At 69.9% G+C, this 18,494-nt stretch carries 20 protein-coding genes and 3 pseudogenes; 15 read left to right on the top strand and 8 right to left on the bottom strand.

Annotation, left to right across the window (positions count from 1 at the left end; genetic code table 11):
- Window positions 1-62: 62 nt before the first annotated feature.
- The gene (locus AC07NI_RS15795) at window positions 63-674 is read right to left on the bottom strand and encodes an acyloxyacyl hydrolase (RefSeq protein ID WP_494620774.1); all 612 of its coding nucleotides are present in this window, start codon (window positions 672-674) and stop codon (window positions 63-65) included.
- Window positions 675-820: 146 nt separating this feature from the next.
- On the opposite strand from AC07NI_RS15795, the gene AC07NI_RS15790 reads away from it, so the two are divergent.
- From AC07NI_RS15790 to AC07NI_RS15755, 8 genes and pseudogenes are all read left to right on the top strand, one after another.
- Window positions 821-1,798: a threonine ammonia-lyase gene (locus tag AC07NI_RS15790; RefSeq protein WP_494620772.1), complete on the top strand. Its 978-nt coding sequence runs from the start codon at window positions 821-823 to the stop codon at window positions 1,796-1,798.
- Window positions 1,783-1,919: pseudogene (locus AC07NI_RS15785) on the top strand (hypothetical protein); the annotation flags it as partial. The gene AC07NI_RS15790 and the pseudogene AC07NI_RS15785, both read left to right, overlap by 16 nt.
- Before the next feature lie 37 nt (window positions 1,920-1,956).
- Entirely contained in the window at window positions 1,957-3,147 is a 1,191-nt protein-coding gene (locus AC07NI_RS15780; RefSeq protein WP_494620770.1) for an alanine racemase, read from the top strand.
- A gap of 36 nt (window positions 3,148-3,183) precedes the next feature.
- Entirely contained in the window at window positions 3,184-4,839 is a 1,656-nt protein-coding gene (locus AC07NI_RS15775; RefSeq protein ID WP_494620768.1) for a M28 family metallopeptidase, read from the top strand.
- Window positions 4,840-4,930: 91 nt separating this feature from the next.
- Window positions 4,931-6,319, top strand: a complete 1,389-nt coding sequence (locus tag AC07NI_RS15770; RefSeq protein ID WP_494620766.1) for an L-serine ammonia-lyase — start codon at window positions 4,931-4,933, stop codon at window positions 6,317-6,319.
- Window positions 6,319-6,486: a hypothetical protein gene (locus AC07NI_RS15765; protein WP_494620764.1), complete on the top strand. Its 168-nt coding sequence runs from the start codon at window positions 6,319-6,321 to the stop codon at window positions 6,484-6,486. Before AC07NI_RS15770 ends, AC07NI_RS15765 begins: the two co-directional genes overlap by 1 nt.
- Window positions 6,487-6,560: 74 nt before the next feature.
- A complete protein-coding gene (locus tag AC07NI_RS15760; protein WP_494620763.1) occupies window positions 6,561-7,316 on the top strand; it encodes a DUF72 domain-containing protein in 756 nt (251 codons plus the stop codon).
- A 1-nt stretch (window position 7,317) separates the two neighbouring features.
- A pseudogene (locus tag AC07NI_RS15755) lies at window positions 7,318-7,424 on the top strand (hypothetical protein); the annotation flags it as partial.
- A gap of 40 nt (window positions 7,425-7,464) precedes the next feature.
- Here the strand turns inward: AC07NI_RS15755 and AC07NI_RS15750 are convergent.
- Window positions 7,465-8,250, bottom strand: coding sequence for a DUF1295 domain-containing protein (locus tag AC07NI_RS15750; protein ID WP_494620761.1), 786 nt, complete (start codon window positions 8,248-8,250; stop codon window positions 7,465-7,467).
- Complete coding sequence (locus tag AC07NI_RS15745; protein WP_494620759.1) at window positions 8,250-9,476, bottom strand: acetyl-CoA acetyltransferase; 1,227 nt, start codon at window positions 9,474-9,476, stop codon at window positions 8,250-8,252. The genes AC07NI_RS15750 and AC07NI_RS15745 overlap by 1 nt, the downstream gene beginning before the upstream one ends.
- Window positions 9,477-9,601: 125 nt before the next feature.
- On the opposite strand from AC07NI_RS15745, the gene AC07NI_RS15740 reads away from it, so the two are divergent.
- Together AC07NI_RS15740 and AC07NI_RS15735 are read left to right on the top strand one after the other, a co-directional pair.
- Window positions 9,602-10,546, top strand: a complete 945-nt coding sequence (locus AC07NI_RS15740) for a winged helix-turn-helix transcriptional regulator (protein ID WP_494622236.1) — start codon at window positions 9,602-9,604, stop codon at window positions 10,544-10,546.
- A 77-nt stretch (window positions 10,547-10,623) separates the two neighbouring features.
- Window positions 10,624-10,689 (top strand): annotated as a pseudogene (locus AC07NI_RS15735) (hypothetical protein); the annotation flags it as partial.
- A 1-nt stretch (window position 10,690) separates the two neighbouring features.
- On the opposite strand, the gene AC07NI_RS15730 reads toward AC07NI_RS15735, so the two are convergent.
- Both AC07NI_RS15730 and didA read right to left on the bottom strand, forming a co-directional pair.
- The gene (locus AC07NI_RS15730) at window positions 10,691-11,695 is read right to left on the bottom strand and encodes a dipeptide epimerase (protein ID WP_494620757.1); all 1,005 of its coding nucleotides are present in this window, start codon (window positions 11,693-11,695) and stop codon (window positions 10,691-10,693) included.
- Window positions 11,696-11,725: 30 nt separating this feature from the next.
- Window positions 11,726-11,935: a DNA damage-induced SOS-independent cell division inhibitor A gene (gene didA / locus AC07NI_RS15725; RefSeq protein WP_494620755.1), complete on the bottom strand. Its 210-nt coding sequence runs from the start codon at window positions 11,933-11,935 to the stop codon at window positions 11,726-11,728.
- A 115-nt stretch (window positions 11,936-12,050) separates the two neighbouring features.
- Here didA and AC07NI_RS15720 point away from each other — a divergent pair, with 115 nt between their 5' ends.
- Both AC07NI_RS15720 and AC07NI_RS15715 read left to right on the top strand, forming a co-directional pair.
- A complete protein-coding gene (locus AC07NI_RS15720) occupies window positions 12,051-12,359 on the top strand; it encodes a polyhydroxyalkanoic acid system family protein (protein WP_494620753.1) in 309 nt (102 codons plus the stop codon).
- 9 nt (window positions 12,360-12,368) lie between these two features.
- Complete coding sequence (locus AC07NI_RS15715; RefSeq protein WP_494620751.1) at window positions 12,369-13,475, top strand: hypothetical protein; 1,107 nt, start codon at window positions 12,369-12,371, stop codon at window positions 13,473-13,475.
- On the opposite strand, the gene AC07NI_RS15710 is transcribed toward AC07NI_RS15715, so the two are convergent.
- Entirely contained in the window at window positions 13,472-14,329 is an 858-nt protein-coding gene (locus AC07NI_RS15710; RefSeq protein ID WP_494620750.1) for a sigma-70 family RNA polymerase sigma factor, read from the bottom strand. The two genes, AC07NI_RS15715 and AC07NI_RS15710, sit on opposite strands and share 4 nt — an antisense overlap.
- Window positions 14,330-14,425: 96 nt before the next feature.
- On the opposite strand from AC07NI_RS15710, the gene AC07NI_RS15705 reads away from it, so the two are divergent.
- Window positions 14,426-14,884 carry a carboxymuconolactone decarboxylase family protein gene (locus AC07NI_RS15705; RefSeq protein ID WP_494620748.1) on the top strand — a complete coding sequence of 153 codons (459 nt, stop codon included), beginning with the start codon at window positions 14,426-14,428 and terminating at the stop codon, window positions 14,882-14,884.
- Window positions 14,885-14,896: 12 nt separating this feature from the next.
- Here AC07NI_RS15705 and AC07NI_RS15700 read toward each other — a convergent pair whose 3' ends face one another.
- Window positions 14,897-15,307 (bottom strand): DUF983 domain-containing protein, encoded by a 411-nt coding sequence (locus AC07NI_RS15700; protein ID WP_494620746.1) that lies wholly within the window; start codon window positions 15,305-15,307, stop codon window positions 14,897-14,899.
- Between the two features lie 50 nt (window positions 15,308-15,357).
- On the opposite strand from AC07NI_RS15700, the gene AC07NI_RS15695 reads away from it, so the two are divergent.
- On the top strand, window positions 15,358-16,722 hold the full coding sequence (locus AC07NI_RS15695) for an aminotransferase-like domain-containing protein (protein ID WP_494620744.1): 1,365 nt from the start codon (window positions 15,358-15,360) through the stop codon (window positions 16,720-16,722).
- Here the strand turns inward: AC07NI_RS15695 and AC07NI_RS15690 are convergent.
- On the bottom strand, window positions 16,712-17,617 hold the full coding sequence (locus tag AC07NI_RS15690) for a LysR substrate-binding domain-containing protein (RefSeq protein WP_494620742.1): 906 nt from the start codon (window positions 17,615-17,617) through the stop codon (window positions 16,712-16,714). The genes AC07NI_RS15695 and AC07NI_RS15690 overlap by 11 nt on opposite strands.
- A 113-nt stretch (window positions 17,618-17,730) precedes the next feature.
- Between AC07NI_RS15690 and AC07NI_RS15685 the strand changes: the two genes are divergently transcribed.
- On the top strand, window positions 17,731-18,486 hold the full coding sequence (locus tag AC07NI_RS15685) for an SDR family NAD(P)-dependent oxidoreductase (RefSeq protein WP_494620740.1): 756 nt from the start codon (window positions 17,731-17,733) through the stop codon (window positions 18,484-18,486).
- Window positions 18,487-18,494 lie beyond the last annotated feature (8 nt).

Raw genomic sequence — 18,494 nt, 5'->3', positions numbered from 1 at the left:
CGCAGACGTTTATTCAGTTTTGGGCGGCGACACGCTGTCCGTCAAATCGGACCTGCGCGAAGTCAGAAGGCGTAAACCAGCCGGACCCCCGCGTCGTCAAGCCCCTGGTTCTTCCCTTGGTGGAAGATCTGGCCGTTCGACAGGTGGGTGTAGCTGAGCTCGACCGACACCTTGTCGTTGACCTGGTAGCCCAGGGCCAGCTCCGGCTCGAACAGCACCTTCGAGCCAAAATCGATGCGGTGGTAGTAGAGATAGGTGCGGCGATCGATCTCGGCCTGGCTGAGGCCCGGCGCGTTGGCGGGCGGCAGGCCGGCCTTGCCGTCGGTATAGGCCAGGCCCATGCCCGGGCGGAAATAGAAGCCGCCGGGCTGGCCCAGCTCGATCTTCCAGTCGAAGCCGGCGGCCACGAAGTTGGAGGTGTTCTTGGTGTTGATCGACACCATGGTGTGGACCTGCGGCTTGCCCAGCCAGGTCAGGTTTTCCAGCTTGTTGGTGCGATAGCCGATGTGGATGTCGGCCCCGTCCTCGCGCCCGGCGGCGCCCAGGCCGACCAGGTTACCAATGAAGGTCACGTCGTGCTTGTAGACCCCGACGAAGGCCTCTCCGGCCATGGCGGGAGCGGCGGCGAACCCCAGCGCGGCAGCGGCCGCGGCGGCGAACATGGCGGTCTTCATCGAGTCGTCCTGAACAGATTGCCCAGGGTCCTTATCGCTCGAACGGGGCGGGCCGCAAAGGGTTTCCCAGGGTCACCCCTGGAACAGGGGCGCCGGCCTTGAACCCAGCGCTTCAAAAGCGTCGCCGCACGGCCTAAACCCTGGGCATGACCATCTCCCTCGCCGACATCCAAGCCGCCGCCGGACGCCTGAAGGGCCTGGCCGTCGAGACGCCGCTGATCGAGAGCCCCGCGCTGAACGAGCGCCTGGGCGGGCGGATCTTCCTCAAGCCCGAGACCCTGCAGCGGGCCGGGGCGTTCAAGTTCCGGGGCGCCTACAACCGCCTCAGCCAGCTGAACGACGCGGAGAAGGCGCGCGGCGTCGTGGCCTTCTCGTCGGGCAACCACGCCCAGGGCGTGGCGCTGGCGGCCAAGCTGCTGGAGATCCCGGCCCTGATCGTCATGCCGTCGGACTCGCCGGCCGTGAAGGTCGCGGGCACCAAGGGCTTCGGGGCCGAGATCCGCTTCTACGACCGTTTCACCGAGGACCGCGTCGCCATCGCCGACCAGATCGCCGCCGAGCGTGGCTGCACGGTGGTGCCGTCCTATGACGATCCGCACATCATCGCGGGGCAAGGCACGCTGGGGATCGAGATTGTCGAGCAGGCCCGGGCGCTGGGCGTGGAGCTCGATCGCGTGCTGTCGCCGGTCGGCGGCGGCGGCCTGATTGCCGGGACGAGCACGGCGGTGAAGGGTCTTTCCCCGTCCACGGAAGTCTGGGGCGCCGAGCCCGCCGGGTTCGACGAGACCCGCCGGTCGCTGGAGAGCGGCAATCGCGAGACCATCGACAAGGACGCCCGCTCGATCTGCGACGCCCTGCTGACGCCGGTGCCGGGGGAGCTGACCTGGCCGATCAACCAGCGGAACCTGTCGGGCATCGTGGCGGTGACCGACGCCGAGGTGGCCGAGGCGATGCGGTATGCTTTTGCGACGTTGAAGCTGGTCGTGGAGCCGGGTGGGTGCGTGGCGCTGACGGCGGCGCTGACCGGGAAGATCGACCTGAAGGGTCGGACGGCCGCGATCGTGCTGTCGGGCGGGAATGTGGATCCGGGGTTGTTCGCGAGCATCCTGCGAGGCGAGCTGTAGAGCGCCCCCACCGTCTCGATGCGTATCCGCATCGATCCACCTCCCCCGTTTCACGGGTGAGGAGAAGACACTCCCTCCTGCCCCGCTTGCGGGGGAGGTGGCGCGCGGCGTAGCCGCGTGACGGAGGGGGCGCTACGATCGCGGCAAAGAGGAAACACATGAACCTGCCGCCCGCGACCGCCCTCCCCCAGACCCCCCTCCTCGTCGTCGACCGCGAGGCCCTGACCCGCAACCTCGCCCGCATGCAGGCCCTGTGCGACGCCGCCGGCGTGCGCCTGCGGGCTCACGGCAAGACCCACAAGTGCTCCACCCTGGGCCGCCTGATCGTCGAAGGCGGCGCCGTCGGCCTGTGCTGCCAGACGGTCGGCGAGGCCGAGGCCTATGTCGCCGGCGGGATCACCGACGTCCTGGTCACCGCCCCCGTCCCGCCCTGGGGCCCCGCGCGCCTGGCCGCCCTCGCCCGCACCGGCGCGACCATCGGCGCGGTCGCCGATGACGAAGGCCAGATCGATCGGCTGTCCGACGCCGCCGTCGCGGCCGGCGTGACCCTGGACCTCGTCGTCGATCTCGACCTCGGCACCCACCGCGCCGGCTGTTACCCGCAGGACGCCCTGCGGCTGGCCCGCGCCGCCGACGCCTCGCCGGGCCTGCGGTTCGCGGGCGTCCAGGCCTATCTCGGCCACCTGCAGCACATGGACGACGTCGCCCTGCGCAAGTCCGCCGACGAGACCGCCCACGCCACACTGAAGGCCCTGGTCGCCGAACTGACCGCCGCCGGCCTGCCCCCGCCGGTGGTGACGGGCGGCGGCACCGGCACCCACGCCTTCGACCTGGCCTCGGGCGTCTATACCGAGCTGCAAGCCGGCTCCTACGCGGTCATGGACGTCGAGTACGACGCCTGCGGCGGCCCCGACGGCGACTGGGGCTTCGAGCCCGCGCTGTTCATCGCCGCCACCGTCGTCTCGGCCAACCACAAGAGCCACGTGACGTGCGACGCCGGCTTCAAGGCCGTGTCGATGGACGGCCCGCCGGCCCGCGTCGTCGCCGGCGCCGCGCCCGGCTCGCTGTGGCGGCCGATGGGTGACGAGCACGGCATGATCGCCCACCCCGCCCTGATCGACGTGCTGAAGGCCGGCGGCCGCGATCCGCTGGGCTTCGACAAGGCCGTGGCCGCTGCCGACGCCGATCCCGAGCGCGTCGCGCCGCTCGACGCGCCCCGCGTCGGCGACATCGCCTGGCTGCAGCCCGGCCACTGCGATCCGACCATCAATCTCTATGACGCCCTGCACGTCTGGGACGGCGAAAAGCTGGAGCGTTGGGCGGTGGACGGCCGCCGGGTCTCCCTCTAGGGTCCGCGCCAAGATTTCCCCCAAAGAGGGTTCCGGATGAAACGCCTGCTGCTCGCCACCGCCCTGATCGCCGCGCCCATGCTCGCGCATGCCGCCGACGCGCCCAAGATCGACCCCGCCAAGCTGTCGGCCCACATCAAGGTGCTGTCCTCGGACGAGTTCGAGGGCCGCGGCCCCGCCACCGAGGGCGAGAAGAAGGCCGTCGGCTACATCGTCGACCAGATGAAGGCCATCGGCCTCTCCCCCGCCGGCGACCTGCAGAAGGACGGCAAGCGCGCCTGGACCCAGAACGTGCCGCTGGCCCGCTTCGAGATGGCCGGCCCGGTCGCCGCCAGCGTCACGGTCGGCGGCGCCAAGCAGGCCCTGGCTCAAGGCGACGACGTCGCCATCCGCGCGGCCATGACCAATGTCGACAGCGTCTCGATCAAGGACGCCCCGCTGGTCTTCGTCGGCTATGGCGTCAAGGCGCCGGAGCGCAACTGGGACGACTTCAAGGGCATGGACCTGAAGGGCAAGGTCCTGGTCGTGCTGATCAACGATCCGGACTTCGAGACCGGCGCGGGTGACTTCGGCGGCAAGGCCATGACCTATTACGGCCGCTGGACCTACAAGTACGAGGAAGCCGCTCGCCAGGGCGCGGCCGGCATCCTGATCGTCCACGAGACGGCCCCGGCCTCGTACGGCTGGAACACGGTCAAGAACTCCAACACCAACGTGATGTTCGACATCGTCCGCAAGGAGCCGGGCAAGTCGCACCCGTCGATGGAGGCCTGGATCCAGCGCGACGTCGCCGCCGACCTCTTCAAGAAGTCGGGCCTGGATTTCGACGCCCTGAAGAAGCAGGCCCAGACCCGCGACTTCAAGCCGGTGGTGCTGAAAGGCGCGACCTTCTCGGCCGACTTCAAGGTCAAGCACGAGGTCATCACCTCGCACAACGTCGCCGGCCGCATCGTCGGGACCAAGTTCCCGAACGAGACCATCATCTACAGCGGCCACTGGGACCACCTGGGCGTCGGCGCGCCTGACGCCAAGGGCGACAAGATCTACAACGGCGCCATCGACAACGCCGACGGCATCGCCGCCATCCTGGAACTGGCGCGCGCCTTCAAGAGCCAGCCCGCGCCGCAACGCTCGGTGCTGTTCCTGGCCGTGACCGCCGAGGAGAAGGGCCTGCTGGGCTCGGAATACTACTCGGCCAACCCGCTGTTCCCGCTGGCCACCACGGTCGGCGACATCAATATCGACGCCCTGTCGGCCGCCGGTCCGGCCAAGGACATCGGCACGTCGGGCGACGGCAAGGTCGACCTGCAGGACATGCTGGTCGCCAAGGCCAAACTGCACGGCCGCTACTTCACGCCGGACCCCGTGCCGCAGGCCGGCCACTTCTACCGCTCGGACCACTTCCCGTTCGCCAAGCGCGGCGTGCCGGCCATCTCGATCGGCTCGGGCAACGACCTGGTGAAGGGCGGCAAGGAAGCCGGCGAGAAGGCGGAGGCCGACTACACCGACAAGCGCTACCACCAGCCGGCGGACGAATGGTCGGCCGACTGGGACCTGTCGGGCCAGGCCATGGACCTGGGCCTCGTCTACGAGATCGGCCACGACCTGGCCAACTCGCGGGTGTGGCCGCAGTGGCAGGCGGGCTCGGAGTTCAAGGCCCTGCGCAACAAGACAGCTGCGCAGCGGAAGTAACCTAAACACCGCTCATCCCCGCGAAAGCGGGGACCCATTCTGAATCGCCGCTTGGGTCCCCACTTTCGTGGGGATGAGCGGGAGTTTGTGTATGACCGCCTCCGTCTTCGACCTCTTCAAACTCGGCGTCGGCCCGTCGAGCAGCCACACCATGGGGCCGATGAGCGCCGCGGTGCTGTTCATCGGCCGCCTGCGTGACGCCGGAAAACTCCCCGCCGTCCACCGGGTCGAGGTCCGGCTCTACGCCTCCCTGGCCCTGACCGGCCGGGGCCACGCCACCGACCGCGCCGTGATCCTCGGCCTGATGGGCTTCGTGCCCGCCACGCTCGATCCCGACGCCGGCGAGCGCGCCCTGCTGGAGACGCAAGCCACCCAGTCCCTGAACCTGGCCGGCGACCACGCCATCGGCTTCGACGAGGCCCGCGACATCGTCTGGCTGGGCCATGAACGCCTGCCGCAGCACCCGAACGGGCTGACCTTCACCGCCTTCGACAAGGCCGGCGAAGTCCTCGCCGAACGCACCTACTTCTCGATCGGCGGCGGCTTCGTCCGCGACGAGTTCGAGATGGGCAGCAACGCCCCGCCCGAAGACGGCCCGGCCATCCCCTTCCCGTTCGAGAGCAGCGCCGACCTGCTGGACCGCGCCGAACAGGCCAACCTCACCATCGCCGAGGTCATGGCCGCCAATGAGCGCGCCCGCATGGACGAGGCCGCGATGAACGCCGGCCTCGACCGCATCTTCGAGGCCATGGAGGCCTGCATCGATCGCGGCATGCGCCAGGACGGCGTCCTGCCCGGCGGCCTCAGCGTCAAGCGCCGCGCCCGCCAGATCCACCAGACCATCCTGGGCCGGATGGAGCGCCAGATGAGCGACCCGCTGGCGGCCATGGACTTCGTCAACCTGTGGGCCATGGCGGTCAACGAGGAGAACGCCGCCGGCGGCCGCGTCGTCACCGCCCCGACCAATGGCGCGGCGGGCCTGGTGCCGGCCGTGCTGCGGTTCTTCGTGCGCTTCCACAAGGGCACGCCGGAGCAGATCCGCGTCTTCCTGCTGACCGCCGCCGCGATCGGCGCGCTCTACAAGCGCAACGCCTCGATCAGCGGGGCCGAGGTCGGCTGCCAGGGCGAGGTCGGCGTGGCCTGCTCGATGGCCGCCGCCGGTCTGGCCGCCGCCCTGGGCGGCACCAACGCCCAGATCGAGAACGCCGCCGAGATCGGCATGGAGCACAATCTCGGCCTCACCTGCGACCCGATCGGCGGCCTGGTGCAGATCCCCTGCATCGAACGCAACGCCATGGGCGCCATCAAGGCCATCGACGCCGCTCGCCTGGCGTTGCTGGGCGACGGCCAGCACAGCGTGTCGCTCGACAAGGTCATCGCCACGATGAAGCGCACCGGCGAGGACATGAACGAGATCTACAAGGAGACCTCGATGGGCGGTCTCGCGGTGGGCCTGTCGGTCAACCGGGTGGAGTGCTGATGTCGCGCCGGCGGGTGATCTGGTTCGCGGCCGCCTTCGCCCTGGCCGCCGCCTTTGTCGTGGTCCCCATGGTCCGCGAATGGCTGACCGTCGACGCCTGCCTGGACGGCGGCGGCGCGTGGATCAAGCAGACCAAAACCTGCTCGCATGGCGCCCCCGCCCGATAGGACGAGGAGAGATTCTCCGCTCGACGGTCAGGGATTCCTCCCCTAAGTTCGCCGAGAACAGGAAGGGAACAAGCATGGCCAAGGGCGTGATCCGGACGGGTATCGGCGGCTGGACGTTCGAGCCTTGGCGCGGGACCTTCTATGGCGATGACGTCAAGCAGAAGGACGAGCTGAAATACGCCGCGTCCAAGCTGACCAGCATCGAGATCAACGGTACCTACTATTCGACCTTCAAGCCCAACAGCTGGCAGAAGTGGCGCGACGAGACGCCCGACGACTTCGTGTTCGCGGTCAAGGCCAGCCGCTTCTGCACCAATCGCAAGGTGCTGTCGGAGAACAACGACTCCCTGCAGAAATTCCTGTCCCAGGGGCTGGAGGAGCTGGGCCCGAAGCTCGGCCCCATCAACTGGCAGTTCATGGCGACCAAGAAGTTCGATCCGGCAGATTTCGAGGGCTTCCTGAAATTGCTGCCAAAGGAACAGGGCGGCGTGCAATTGTGCCACGCGCTGGAAGTCCGCAGCCCGACCTTCGCCTGCCAGGAGTTCTATGACCTGGCCGCCAAGTACGGCGCGGCCATCGTCTACGCCGTCGACGACGAGGAGCCGACCTGGCCCTGCATCGACCAGCCGACGGCGGACTTCACCTATGCGCGGCTGATGTCCAGCAAGCCGGACGAGCCGACGGGCATGAGCTCGGAGGAGCTGGACGGGGTGGTGACGCAAGCGCGGAAATGGGCCGAGCGCGGGGATGTGTTCGCGTACTTCATCGCTGGGGCGAAGGTGCGAAATCCGGCGGCGGCGATGGCGTTGATTGGGAAGCTGGGGGCTTAGCGCCCCCTCCGTCTCGCTGCGTATCCGCAGCGATCCACCTCCCCCGCAGGCGGGGGAGGAGAAGGGTCAGCAGTCTTCCTCCTCACGCGTGAAACGGGGGAGGTGGCGCGGCGCGAATACGCGCCGCGACGGAGGGGGCGCTCAGCGCTCAGGCCTTCTTCGGAAACCACGGCAGGAACCCACTGGTCCTTGCCACATAAGCCTCATACCCCGGCTTGCTCTTCCGCATCTTGCCCTCGGTCGTCGGCACCCCACTCCACCGCGTCAGCAGCACGGTCATCAGCACCGGCCCCGGCAGGCTCCAGGCGCCGATCCCGGTCTCGGCCGCGACCAGATAGAGCCCCCACCACACGCAGGCGTCGCCGAAGTAGTTCGGGTGCCGCGTGTAGCGCCAAAGCCCCCGGTCCATGACCTTGCCGGCGTTCTCCGGATCGCCCTTGAAGCGGGTCAGCTGCCAGTCACCGATCGTCTCGAACAGGATGCCAACGACCGCCAGCGCCGCGCCGGCCATCGCCAACGGCCCCAGCGCCCCGCCCTGCTGACCTAACTGCACCGGCAACGCCACCACGAACCCCAACGCATATTGCAGCGAGAACACCAGCAGCAGCGCCGTCTTGGCGAAGCTCCAGCCGCGATGCTTCTCGGCGTGGGCCAGCATCGAGACATAGCGCCGGTCGGCCCCGTGCTTGCGCCAGCGCCAGAACAGATAGCCGCCCAGCCGCGCCGCCCACAGGGTGCAGAGTCCCGTCAGCAGCAGGCCGTGCGGCGTCGCCGGATGCTGCGCCAGGGTGCTCCAGGCCAGGAGCGCCATGCTCGGCCCCCACCAGGCGTCGATGAAGCTGACATCCCGAATCCGCAGGGACACGGCCCAGAGCGCCAGGAAGGCCACCGCCGACACGGCGGCGTTGACGGCGAGCAAGGTCAGAAACGGCATCAATGGGTCCCCACGACGAAACTGACCGTAGTGGTGGTCGAGCCGCCGATGTTCAGGGTCTGGACTGTCCGGGCGTCCTCGACCTGGTAGTCCCCGGCCTGGCCGGAGGTCTGTTTCCACGCGTCCAGCAGCATCCGCACGCCGGTGGCCCCGACCGGGTGGCCGGTCCCGATCAGCCCGCCGGACGGGTTGATCGGCAGCTTGCCGCCCATGGCGATGTCGCCGGCCTCGACGGCCTTCCAGCTCTCGCCGGGCGCGGTCAGGCCCAGATGGTCGATGGCCATATATTCGGTGGCGGTAAAGCAGTCATGGGTCTCGACCGCGTCGATGCCCGAGACGTCCGGCGCGATCCCGGCCCGGGCGCGGGCCTCGAGGATGGCGCGGCGCACCTGCGGGAAGACATACGCCTCGTCACGAGAAGCCTCGACCTTGCGGGCGTAGCTGAGCGGCGCCGAGCGATGGCCCCAGCCCTTGATGCGCGGGATGCTCTCCAGCGCGATCCCGCGCTTGTCGGCATACTCCCGCGCCCGCTTCTCCGACGCCAGGAACACCACGGCCGTCCCGTCGGTGACCTGGCCGCAGTCCTGCTTGCGCGTGCGGCCCTCGACCACCGGGTTGGCGACGTCGTCGACGGTGAAGGCCTCGGGCCCGAAGTTCCAGCCGCGCGTCTGGGCGTTGGGATTGCGCTTGCCGTTGGCGAAATTGATCTCGGAAATCCCCATCAGGTGCCGGTAGTCCAGCCCGTAGCGGCGGTCATATTCGTCGGCGAGGTCGGAGAAAGCGCGCGGCCACAGGAAGCGGGCGTCCTGGAATTCGTGGCCGGCCCAGGCGGCGCTGCCGAGGTTCTCGGCGGCCTTCTGGCCGGGGACGTTGCGCATCTGCTCGATGCCGACGACGCAGGCCAGGTCGTAGCGGCCGGCCTCGATCTCGGCCGTCGCGGCCAGGATGGCGACGCTGCCCGAGGCGCAGGCCGCCTCGTGCCGCGCGGTCGGCAGGCCGTCGAAGGCAGGGTGGACCAGGCCGAACAGGCCGCCCAGCAGGCCCTGGCCCGCGAACAGCTCGGCGGCGAAGTTGCCGACATGGCCGGTCTCGACGTCTTCCGGGTCCAGATCGACGGCCGCCAGCCCCTCCCCCACGGCCTCGCCGAAGGCGTCGGCCAGATCGCGCCCCTCGCGGCTCCAGTTGGCGGCGAAGTCGCTCTGCCAGCCGCCCAGCACATAGACCATGCGCCGACCTCCCGATGTCTAGTTAGTTCGATTATACAAGCGACCTATGGCGAGTCCACGACTTTGACGAACAACGGTTTGAACCGAAGTTGACTCGCCAAGCCGAAGCGGCCCACCAAGCCGCCATGGTCCCCCAGAAGGCCCCCGCCCTTGTCCGCCGCAGTTCAGCCGCCCGCGCGCTGAACCTGATCGGCGACCGTTGGACCCTGCTGGTGCTGTACGCCGCCTTCATGGGCGTCAAACGCTTCGACGGTTTCGTGGAGATGACCGGCGTCGCCCGCTCGCTGCTGACCGACCGCCTCAAGCGGCTGGAGGCCGGCGGGGTGCTGGAGCGGCGGCTCTACCAGGACCGCCCGCCGCGCTCCGAATATCGGCTGACGGCCATGGGCCGCGACCTCTACGACGCCGCCCTGATGCTGCTGGGCTGGGAGATGCGCTGGCGGCTCGACCCCGACTGCCCCTCGCACCGCATCGTCCACGAGTCCTGCGGCCAGCCGCTGAAGCCCGTCCTGGTCTGCAAGGCCTGCGGCGAGGCGGTGAAGGTGCGCGACATCACCCTCTCGCCCGGCCCTGGCGCCGGTCTGGAGCCCGCCCCCCGCGCCCGCCACTCGCGCCGCGCCAGCTCCGACGACGTCGGCGGCGAAGGCCTGCACCCGATGCTGGAGCGCGGGATCGAGGTGCTCGGCGACCGCTGGACCGCCCACGTCCTGGCCGCGGCCTTCTACGGCGTGCGCCGGTTCAAGGACTTCCAGGACGAACTGAAGGTCGCCAGCAACATCCTCACCGACCGCCTGGCGCGGCTCGTGGAGCGGGGAATGCTGGAGCGGGTGCTGTACCAGGAGCGGCCGGCGCGGTGGGAATACCGGCTGACCACCGAGGGCCGGGACCTGTTCCCGCTAGTCGCGGCGCTGATGGCGTGGGGCGATCGGTGGTTGGCTGGAAGTGAGGGAAATCCTGAAATCCTGACGCATCGCTGCGGGGCGCGGCTGGAGCCGGAGGTGCGGTGCGAGGACTGTGGCGGCAGGGTGGATACCGGCAATACGCGGATCGCGCCGGCGGTCGCCAATTGATCTCTCCTCCCCATTAGGGGGAGGTGGATCGATGCGAATACGCATCGAGACGGAGGGGGTCCGCGAAGCGGCTGTGCATTGGCCGCCGCACAGGGCCCCTCCACCGCCGTTCGGCGGTCCCCCTCCCCCAAAGGGGGAGGAGAGCTAGTCTAGCCAGAGATCGTGGGCTTCTACCCCATCCCCCCAGAACCCCGGCTTCGGCGGCGTGATCCGCCCCCGCTCCACCCGCAGCCCACCAGGATGATCCACCGCCAGCCACCACGGCCCGTCCAGGTCCGCGAAGTCGCTTGCCCCGCCCAGATGCAGCGCCGGCGCGACGCCGAGCGACGAAGCCACCATGCAGCCGGTCATCACCTGGAAGCCCAAGGCCCGCGCCGCCTTCAGCATGCCGACCGCCTCGGTCAGGCCGCCGGTCTTGTCGAGCTTGAGGTTCACCGCCTGGTAGCGCCCCTTCAACGCGGCGAGGTCGCCGCCGACATGAACGCTTTCGTCGGCGCAGACGGTGAACGGCGGGTCCCAGCCTTCGAGTTCGTGATCCGCGTCCGCCGGCAGCGGCTGCTCCACGAGGGCGATCGGCAGGTCGGCCAGCAGGCCCTTCAGCCCGTCCAGGATGTCGAAGGTCCAGCCCTCATTGGGATCGACGATGAAGCGCGAGGCCGGCGCGGCGGCCGCGACGGCGCGCAGGCGGGCGGCGGGGTCCTCGGCCGAGAGCTTGATCTTGATCAGCGGCGCGTCGGCCACCGCGCGGGCGGCCTCGGCCATGGCCTCAGGCGTATCCAGGCTGACGGTCACGGCGGTGACCAAGGCGCTCGGGATCGGCAGGCCGGTGGCGCTGGCGACGCTGACGCCGGTTCGCCTGGCCCGTAGGTCCCACAGCGCCAGGTCCAGCGCATTGCGAGCCGCGCCGGGCGGCAGGGCGGCGCAGGCGACCTCGACATCGGCCGAGGCGAGCGCCGGCTCCAGCTGGGCCAGCACGCTGTCGACCGTCTCGCCGTAGCGGCCGTAGGGCACGCTCTCGCCATGCCCGATATGGTCGTCGGCCGAGGCGGTCACCTCGACCACGTCAGCGGCGGTCTTGACCCCGCGCGAGATGCGGAACGGGGCCTTCAGGAGATGCGAGACCGGGCGAGCGGAGACGGCGATCGACATGCCCGCAGGGATGCCGCGTTTCGCCGCGCCCTACCAGCCCCAGTGACGCGGGATCGGCGAGTCGGCGCGGCGCTCGGCCATCACTTTCAAAGCCAGCGGGCGATCGACGAAGAACAGCACCGCCCAGACCAGCAGCACCCCGGCGTAGTTGATCGCGCCGAGCACGCCGCCCGGACGACCGGGACGCACGAAGCGAGGACGGCGCGCGTTGAACGTCTGGGTCATGGCGAAGTCGGTCATGTCGTCCCTCATCTGATGAAGACGACCTTGGCCGTGCACTGCGCCAGATTCGGACGTATAGAACCCAGGCTGCTCCGGCCGCGTTTCCGCCGGAGCACTTCCAAGAGGACCGACCATGGCCAAGACCGTCAGCATCAACATCCCCCACCAGCTGGGCGCGGCCGAGGCCAAGCGCCGCCTGGAAGAGGGCCTGGCGCAGCTGGCCGGCCAGATCCCCGGCGGCGACGCCAAGGGCTTCACCCAGAGCTGGGCCGGCGACGTGCTGAACTTCTCGGCCGTGGCCATGGGCTCGACCATCACCGGCGTCGTCCAGGTGCTGGAGGACCACGCCCGCCTCGACATCAGCCTGCCCGGCCTGCTGGGCATGGCCGCCGGCAAGATCAAGGACGAGCTGACCCGGCGGGGTCAGGCGCTGTTGAAGTAGCCGCCGGGGATGGGGCGTCGGATCGGAACACTCGTCCTGGCCGTCGCCCTGGCGGCCGGTGGCGTGGCGGGTGCGCAAGCTCCAAAGCCGCAGCTCGACGCCAGTCGGCTGGCCGGGCTGACGGGGGTCTTCTCGCCGGGTAAGGCCGACTTCACGGTCGTGCTGGCGACGCAGGAAAGCGGCCCGCTGCGCCCCGTCCGTCACACCGTTCGCCAGCACGGCCCGTGGCTGCGGATCGATATCCAGGACGGCGACGTCACCCGCAGCAGCTACGTCCACCGCCCCAGCGGCGTGGCCGTCGATGTCACGGCCGGCTATCTGGGCCTGACCCGACCTGATCTCTCCGCCCGCTCTACCGACTACCGCAGCTTTCCGACGGGCCGCATGCAGCAGGTGGCCGGCGAGCGCTGCGAGGAGTGGGACATCTATCGGGGCCTGGAGGACGGCAAGCCCACCTATCGCCGTCTGGGCTGCGTCACATCGGATGGCGTCGAGCTGTCGCGCCGCTCGATCAGCACGTCCGGCACGGACCTGGGCTATCCGGCCGAGGCGATCAGCGTCTCGCGCGCGCCCGTGGCGCCAGCCGAGGTCCAGCCGTCGGCGGCGTATGATCCCCGCGCCTGGGCGCCGACGGCTCCCACCAACGACGGCTGGCAGGTCTTCCTGTCCAGCGAAGGCGGAAGCCGAACAATCCGCGCCCGCGGCGACTGGCGCTACACGGACACCCGCAGGCCTGACGGCTCGCGCGACATTTCCAGCGTCCTGGCCTCCGCCGGCTTCCAGGCCCGCGCGAGCCTTGGTCGCGACGGCGTTCCCGTCAGCGCCTCAATCATGGCCAGACCGGGCGTGGTCATGTCCCTCGGCGAGCGGCGGTTGGACCTCCCGGACGAGACGATCCTGGGCCACACCTGCGCCTGGTACGACACCGCGCCGGGCCTCTCGGACGGCTTCCACAAAGAGTGCCGGATGGACGAAGGCCCGGTGCTGAAGATGGTCGAGGGCGGCCGGGTCGGCCAGACGACCTATGTCGCGATCAGCGTCGTCGACAAGCCGCCGACGACGGCCGAGATGATGCTGCCGCCGGCGCTGTTCGACCTGGCCAGCTTTCCACGCTAGACTGCCGAGACCTCCACCCCGGCCAGGCGCTCCGGATCGCCGGTGACGGTGATCTCGACGACCTTGCCGTCGACGATCTTGATGTCGAGCACCGCGTAGAGTTTGCCCATCGGGGCCACGACCGCGCCGATCGCGCCATTGACCAGCGCCGTGCGGCCCGAGACCGCCAGGCCGTTGTAGAAGTCGGCGACCTTCTCGGCGCCGCGCAGCTCGCGGGTCTGGCCGCCGCCGGCGAAGGCGTCGGCGCGGACCACGACGTTCGGGTCGAGCACCGCCATCAGCCCGGCCAGGTCACCGGTGCGCGAGGCCAGCAGGAAGGCGTCGACCACGCTCTTCTGGACGGTCTGGCCGGCGTCCAGGGCATCGCCGCCACGCACCCGACGACGGGCGCGGCTGGCCAGCTGGCGAGCGGCGTCGGGCGTGCGCTCGACGATCGGGGCGATCTGGTCGAACGGCAGGTCGAACAGGTCGTGCAGCACGAAGGCGATGCGCTCGGCCGGCGTCAGGGTCTGCAGCACCACCAGCATGGCCAGGCCCACGGAGTCGGCCAGGATCGTCTCGCGCTCGATGGCGTCCTCGGCGGTGACGGCCGGCTCGGGCGCGCCGTCCTCGATCGCGTCCTCGCGGCGGGACTTCTTGCTGCGCAGCATGTCCAGGCAGACGCGCGAGGTGACCGTCGTCAGCCAGGCCGACAGGTTGTCGACGCCGGTCGTGTCGGCGCGGGAGAGACGCAGCCAGGCCTCCTGCACCGCGTCCTCGGCCTCGGGCAGCGAGCCCAGCATGCGGTAGGCCACGCCGCGGAGGCGCGTGCGATCGGCTTCAAATCGGTCGGCGAGGAAATTCTTTTCGGACATCGGTCACATCGCTCCGTCGGGCTTCGTCACCTCTTCGACGAACGCAAGCCGCCGGATGTGACCGGCGGCGTCAACACACCGCAAGGAGAGACCTCGATGCAAGCCCGCATGATCCAGCCCGCCTTCCTGATCCCCGACGCCATGAAGGCCCTGATCGCCCTCGGCAAATCCGCCCATGTCGAGGGCGTGCCGGAAAGCCTGCACGAACTGCTGCACCTGCGCGTCAGCCAGATCAATGGCTGCGGCGTCTGCCTGGAGATGCACGCCCGCGCCCTGGTGAAGTCCGGCGAGAGCGCCGAGCGTCTGGCCACCGTCGCTGGCTGGCGCGACGCCCCCTACTTCACCGACGCTGAACGCGCCGCGCTCGCCCTGGCCGAGGCCGTGACCCGCGTCGCCGACAAGGCCGACCCGGTGTCGGACGAGGTCTGGAGCGAGGCCGCCCGCCACTATGACGAAAAGGCGCTGGCGGGCCTGCTGCTGACCATCTCGGCGATCAATGTCTGGAACCGCCTGAACGCGGCCACGCGCCAGGTGGCGGGGTCGCTGGGGGTCTAAGCCTCCAGCCGCTTAGAGCCGCCGCGAGTCGAAGTCGTGGCGGCCCAGGCTCTCGAAGCGGCCTTCCTCGGCCTTGTTGATGTACTGCGAGGCGACCAGCCAGCTCTTCACCGGGCGCAGGGTGGCCAGGCAGCCGATGATCAGGGCCGGGAACACCGTCACCAGGTGCACCCACAGCGGCGGGTGATAGGTGACCTCAACCCAGGCGAAGATGCCGATCACCACGATGCCGATGCCGCTCATCACGAAGAAGGCCGGGCCGTCGGCCGGGTCGGCGAAGCTGTAGTCCAGCCCGCAGCGGTCGCACTTCGGCGCCAGCTTCAGGAAGCCCTGGAACAGCTTGCCCTCGCCGCAGCGCGGGCAACAGCACTTGAAACCGGCCTCGATCGGCGTCGGGGAGTCGTAAACTTCATAGTCGGCCATCGGTGGCCCCTTCCTACAATCGCAGGATTGATCCATACATTGTGAGAGTAATGTATGGAAATCGACCCATGTCCGCAACTAAGGGATCACCGAATCCGGCCGCTGCGTGGTTGCGTCGCATCGAGGCCCTGGACGGCCCCGCCTATCGCCGCATCGCCATCGCCCTGGAGACCGCCGTGGCCGACGGCGAGCTGCAGGCCGGCGACCAGATCCCCGCACAGCGGGAAGTCGCCCGTCTTGTCGGAATCGACTTCACCACGGTGACTCGCGCCTACGCCCTGGCCCGCGAGCGCGGCCTGATCGAGGGGACCACCGGGCGCGGCACCTTCATCCGCTCGCGCACGATCGAGGACGAGGCGGGGCTGGTCGACCTGTCGATGAACCTGCCCCCGCCGCCGGCCGGCCTGAACCTGGCGGCCCTGCTGCGCGAGACCACCGGCGCGATCCTGGCCCGCACCGATCCGGCGACCTTGATGGCCTACCACCCCGGCGCCGGCTCCCTGGCCCAGCGCACGGCCGGCGCGGTCTGGCTGGCCCCGAGCCTGGGCGAGGTCGATCCCGCGCGGGTGATCGTCGCCAGCGGGGCGCAGACGGCGCTGTCGGCGCTGCTGGATCACTTGACTACGCCGGGCGATGTGATCCTGGCCGAGGCCTTCGCCTATCCGGGCCTGCTGGCCACCGCCGCCCGGCGCGGCCTGACCGTCGTGGCCTGCCCGATGGACGCCGAGGGGCTGGAGCCCGAGGCCCTGGCGCGGCTGGTGGCGCAGCATCGCCCACGGTTGCTGTGTTGCACCCCGACCTTCCAGAACCCAACGGCGGCGACCATGGGGCTGGCGCGGCGCGAGGCGGTCGTGGCGATCGCCCGCGCGGCCGGGATGACGATCGTCGAGGATGACGCCTACGGCCTGCTGCCGACCGCGCCGCCGCCGGCTCTGGCCAACCTGTGGCCCGAAGGCGTGTTCCACGTCGCCACCACCGCCAAGGCGCTCTCGCCGGGTCTGCGGGTGGCCTATATCGTCGCCCCGCCGGGTCAGGCCGAAGGCGCCGCCGAGGCCCTGCACGCCATCGCCCAGATGCCCGCGCCGTTGATGGCGGCCGTGGTGACGAGCTGGATCCGCGAAGGTGTCGCCGCTCGAGTGCTGGACGGCGTCCGCGAGGAAGCGGTCGCCCGTCGCGCCCTGGCGGCCGAGTTACTGCCGGCGGCGATCGGTGGGGCGGAGAGCCTGCACGTCTGGCTGCCGGGTGCGACAGCGACTCCGGCCGCCAAGGACCGGGGCCTGGCGCTGGTTGGGGCCGACGCCTTCCGCGCGCCGTGTGCGGTCGGTGAAGGGTTGCGGGTGTCGCTGGGCGCGGCGACCAAGCGGGCGTCTCTAGGTCGGGCTCTGACGGAGTTGCGGGCCCTGACTAGTCGGTGACCCCGCCGCGCCGGAACGCGTCGGCCAGCTGGTCGATCAACGACCGTACCGCCGGTGGCAGTCCCCGCCGCGTCGTGAACACCACATGCACGATCCCCACCCGGCTGCTCCAGTCCGGGAACACCCGCACCAGCCGCCCGGCCTCCAGCAGCTCGCGGCAGGCGTGGTCGGGCAGGAAGGCGATGCCCAGGCCGGCGGCGGCGGCGTCGCGCAGGGCGCCGAAGTCGCCGCAGGTCATACGCGGCGTGTGTCTGACCGTCCGGGCCTCGCCGTCAGGATCGAGAAGCTCCCACTCCAGCTCGCCGATCTGATCGGTGGGGCTCAAGGTCGGGAGTTCGGCCAGGGCCGACAAGGGCTGGCCGGCGCAGCGCATGGCCAGCTTCGGGTCGGCCACCAGGATCCGGGTCGAGCGGCCCAGCGTCCGCATGGTCAGGGCCGCGTCGGTGTCCAGGGTCAGGCGCACGCGGACGGCGACGTCGATGCGTTCGGCGATTAGGTCCACGGGCCGATCGACCGCGACGATCTGCAGCCGCACCTTCGGATAGCGCGCCATATAGGCCTGGAAGGTCGGCGACAGCGCCTCGACCAGACCGACCGGACAGCTGCACCGCACCAGGCCGTGCGGTTCGCTCAGGGCCTCGGCCACCACGGCGTCGGCCTGTTGGGCGTCGAGCATCAGGAGGCGGCAGCGTTCGTGGAAGGCCTGGCCGACCTCGGTGACGCGGAAGCGGCGGGTCGAGCGCTCGATCAGGCGCACGCCCAGACGCGCCTCCAGCGCCGCGATCCGGCGGCTCAGGGTCGATTTCGGCTGGCGCAGGGCCCGCCCCGCCGCCGCGAAGCCGCCATGGGCCACCACCTCGGCGAACAGGACGTAGTCGTTGAGGTCGACAGGCATTGTCTCACCAGTGGAACGCTGAGAGCCGATTTACCCGTCTACTCCGCTTTTCGTCCCGGATGCATCCTGTTTTCACCGACGGACGCCCCGCCGGCGCAACAAGGACAAAGACGATGAGCAAGACTTTCGAAGGCAAGGTGGTGGTGGTGACCGGCGGCGCCAGCGGGATCGGCCTGGCCACGGCCAAGCGCTTTTCCGAACTGGGCGCCTCGGTCTACGTGACTGGCCGCCGCGAGGCCGAACTGGCCGCGGCCGTCAAGGCGATCGGCGGCGACGTGACCGGCGTCCAGGGCGACGCCTCCAAGCTGGCCGATCTCGACAAGCTGTACGACACCATCCAGCAGCGCCACGCCCACATCGACGTGCTGGTGCCCAATGCCGGCGGCGGCAACATGCTGCCCCTGGGCGCGATCACCGAGGAGCACTACGAGGACATCTTCGGCCGCAACGTGAAGGGCGTGATCTTCACCGTCCAGAAGGCCCTGCCCCTGCTGCGCGACGGCGGCGCCATCGTCCTGATGGGCTCGACGGCGGCGGTGCAGGGCACGCCGGCCTTCAGCGTCTACGGCGCCAGCAAGGCCGCGGTACGCAACCTGGCGCGCGGCTGGACCGCGGACCTCAAGGACCGCCAGATCCGCGTCAATGTCGTCTCGCCGGGGCCGATCAAGACGCCGGGCCTGGTCGAGCTGGCCGGTCCCGAAGCCGTCGCCCAGCAAGGCCTGCTGGACTTCATGGCCAGCCAGATCCCGCTGGGCCGCGTCGGCGACCCGAGCGAGATCGCCAAGGCCGTCACCTTCCTGGCGTCCAGCGACGCCAGCTTCATCGCCGGCGCCGAGCTGTTCGTCGACGGCGGCATGACCCAGGTCTGAGGAGCGGT

The organism is Caulobacter sp. GW821-FHT10E02 (assembly GCF_059415225.1).
The sequence above is the reverse complement of the archived record's forward strand: the minus strand, read 5'-3'. Positions and strand labels throughout refer to the sequence as shown.

Coding starts and splice junctions, on each gene's coding strand:
- AC07NI_RS15795 (WP_494620774.1), bottom strand. CDS start 674: ATGAAGACCGCCATGTTCGCCGCCGCGGCCGCTGCCGCGCTGGGGTTC.
- AC07NI_RS15790 (WP_494620772.1), top strand. CDS start 821: ATGACCATCTCCCTCGCCGACATCCAAGCCGCCGCCGGACGCCTGAAG.
- AC07NI_RS15780 (WP_494620770.1), top strand. CDS start 1,957: ATGAACCTGCCGCCCGCGACCGCCCTCCCCCAGACCCCCCTCCTCGTC.
- AC07NI_RS15775 (WP_494620768.1), top strand. CDS start 3,184: ATGAAACGCCTGCTGCTCGCCACCGCCCTGATCGCCGCGCCCATGCTC.
- AC07NI_RS15770 (WP_494620766.1), top strand. CDS start 4,931: ATGACCGCCTCCGTCTTCGACCTCTTCAAACTCGGCGTCGGCCCGTCG.
- AC07NI_RS15765 (WP_494620764.1), top strand. CDS start 6,319: ATGTCGCGCCGGCGGGTGATCTGGTTCGCGGCCGCCTTCGCCCTGGCC.
- AC07NI_RS15760 (WP_494620763.1), top strand. CDS start 6,561: ATGGCCAAGGGCGTGATCCGGACGGGTATCGGCGGCTGGACGTTCGAG.
- AC07NI_RS15750 (WP_494620761.1), bottom strand. CDS start 8,250: ATGCCGTTTCTGACCTTGCTCGCCGTCAACGCCGCCGTGTCGGCGGTG.
- AC07NI_RS15745 (WP_494620759.1), bottom strand. CDS start 9,476: ATGGTCTATGTGCTGGGCGGCTGGCAGAGCGACTTCGCCGCCAACTGG.
- AC07NI_RS15740 (WP_494622236.1), top strand. CDS start 9,602: ATGGTCCCCCAGAAGGCCCCCGCCCTTGTCCGCCGCAGTTCAGCCGCC.
- AC07NI_RS15730 (WP_494620757.1), bottom strand. CDS start 11,695: ATGTCGATCGCCGTCTCCGCTCGCCCGGTCTCGCATCTCCTGAAGGCC.
- didA (WP_494620755.1), bottom strand. CDS start 11,935: ATGACCGACTTCGCCATGACCCAGACGTTCAACGCGCGCCGTCCTCGC.
- AC07NI_RS15720 (WP_494620753.1), top strand. CDS start 12,051: ATGGCCAAGACCGTCAGCATCAACATCCCCCACCAGCTGGGCGCGGCC.
- AC07NI_RS15715 (WP_494620751.1), top strand. CDS start 12,369: ATGGGGCGTCGGATCGGAACACTCGTCCTGGCCGTCGCCCTGGCGGCC.
- AC07NI_RS15710 (WP_494620750.1), bottom strand. CDS start 14,329: ATGTCCGAAAAGAATTTCCTCGCCGACCGATTTGAAGCCGATCGCACG.
- AC07NI_RS15705 (WP_494620748.1), top strand. CDS start 14,426: ATGCAAGCCCGCATGATCCAGCCCGCCTTCCTGATCCCCGACGCCATG.
- AC07NI_RS15700 (WP_494620746.1), bottom strand. CDS start 15,307: ATGGCCGACTATGAAGTTTACGACTCCCCGACGCCGATCGAGGCCGGT.
- AC07NI_RS15695 (WP_494620744.1), top strand. CDS start 15,358: ATGTATGGAAATCGACCCATGTCCGCAACTAAGGGATCACCGAATCCG.
- AC07NI_RS15690 (WP_494620742.1), bottom strand. CDS start 17,617: ATGCCTGTCGACCTCAACGACTACGTCCTGTTCGCCGAGGTGGTGGCC.
- AC07NI_RS15685 (WP_494620740.1), top strand. CDS start 17,731: ATGAGCAAGACTTTCGAAGGCAAGGTGGTGGTGGTGACCGGCGGCGCC.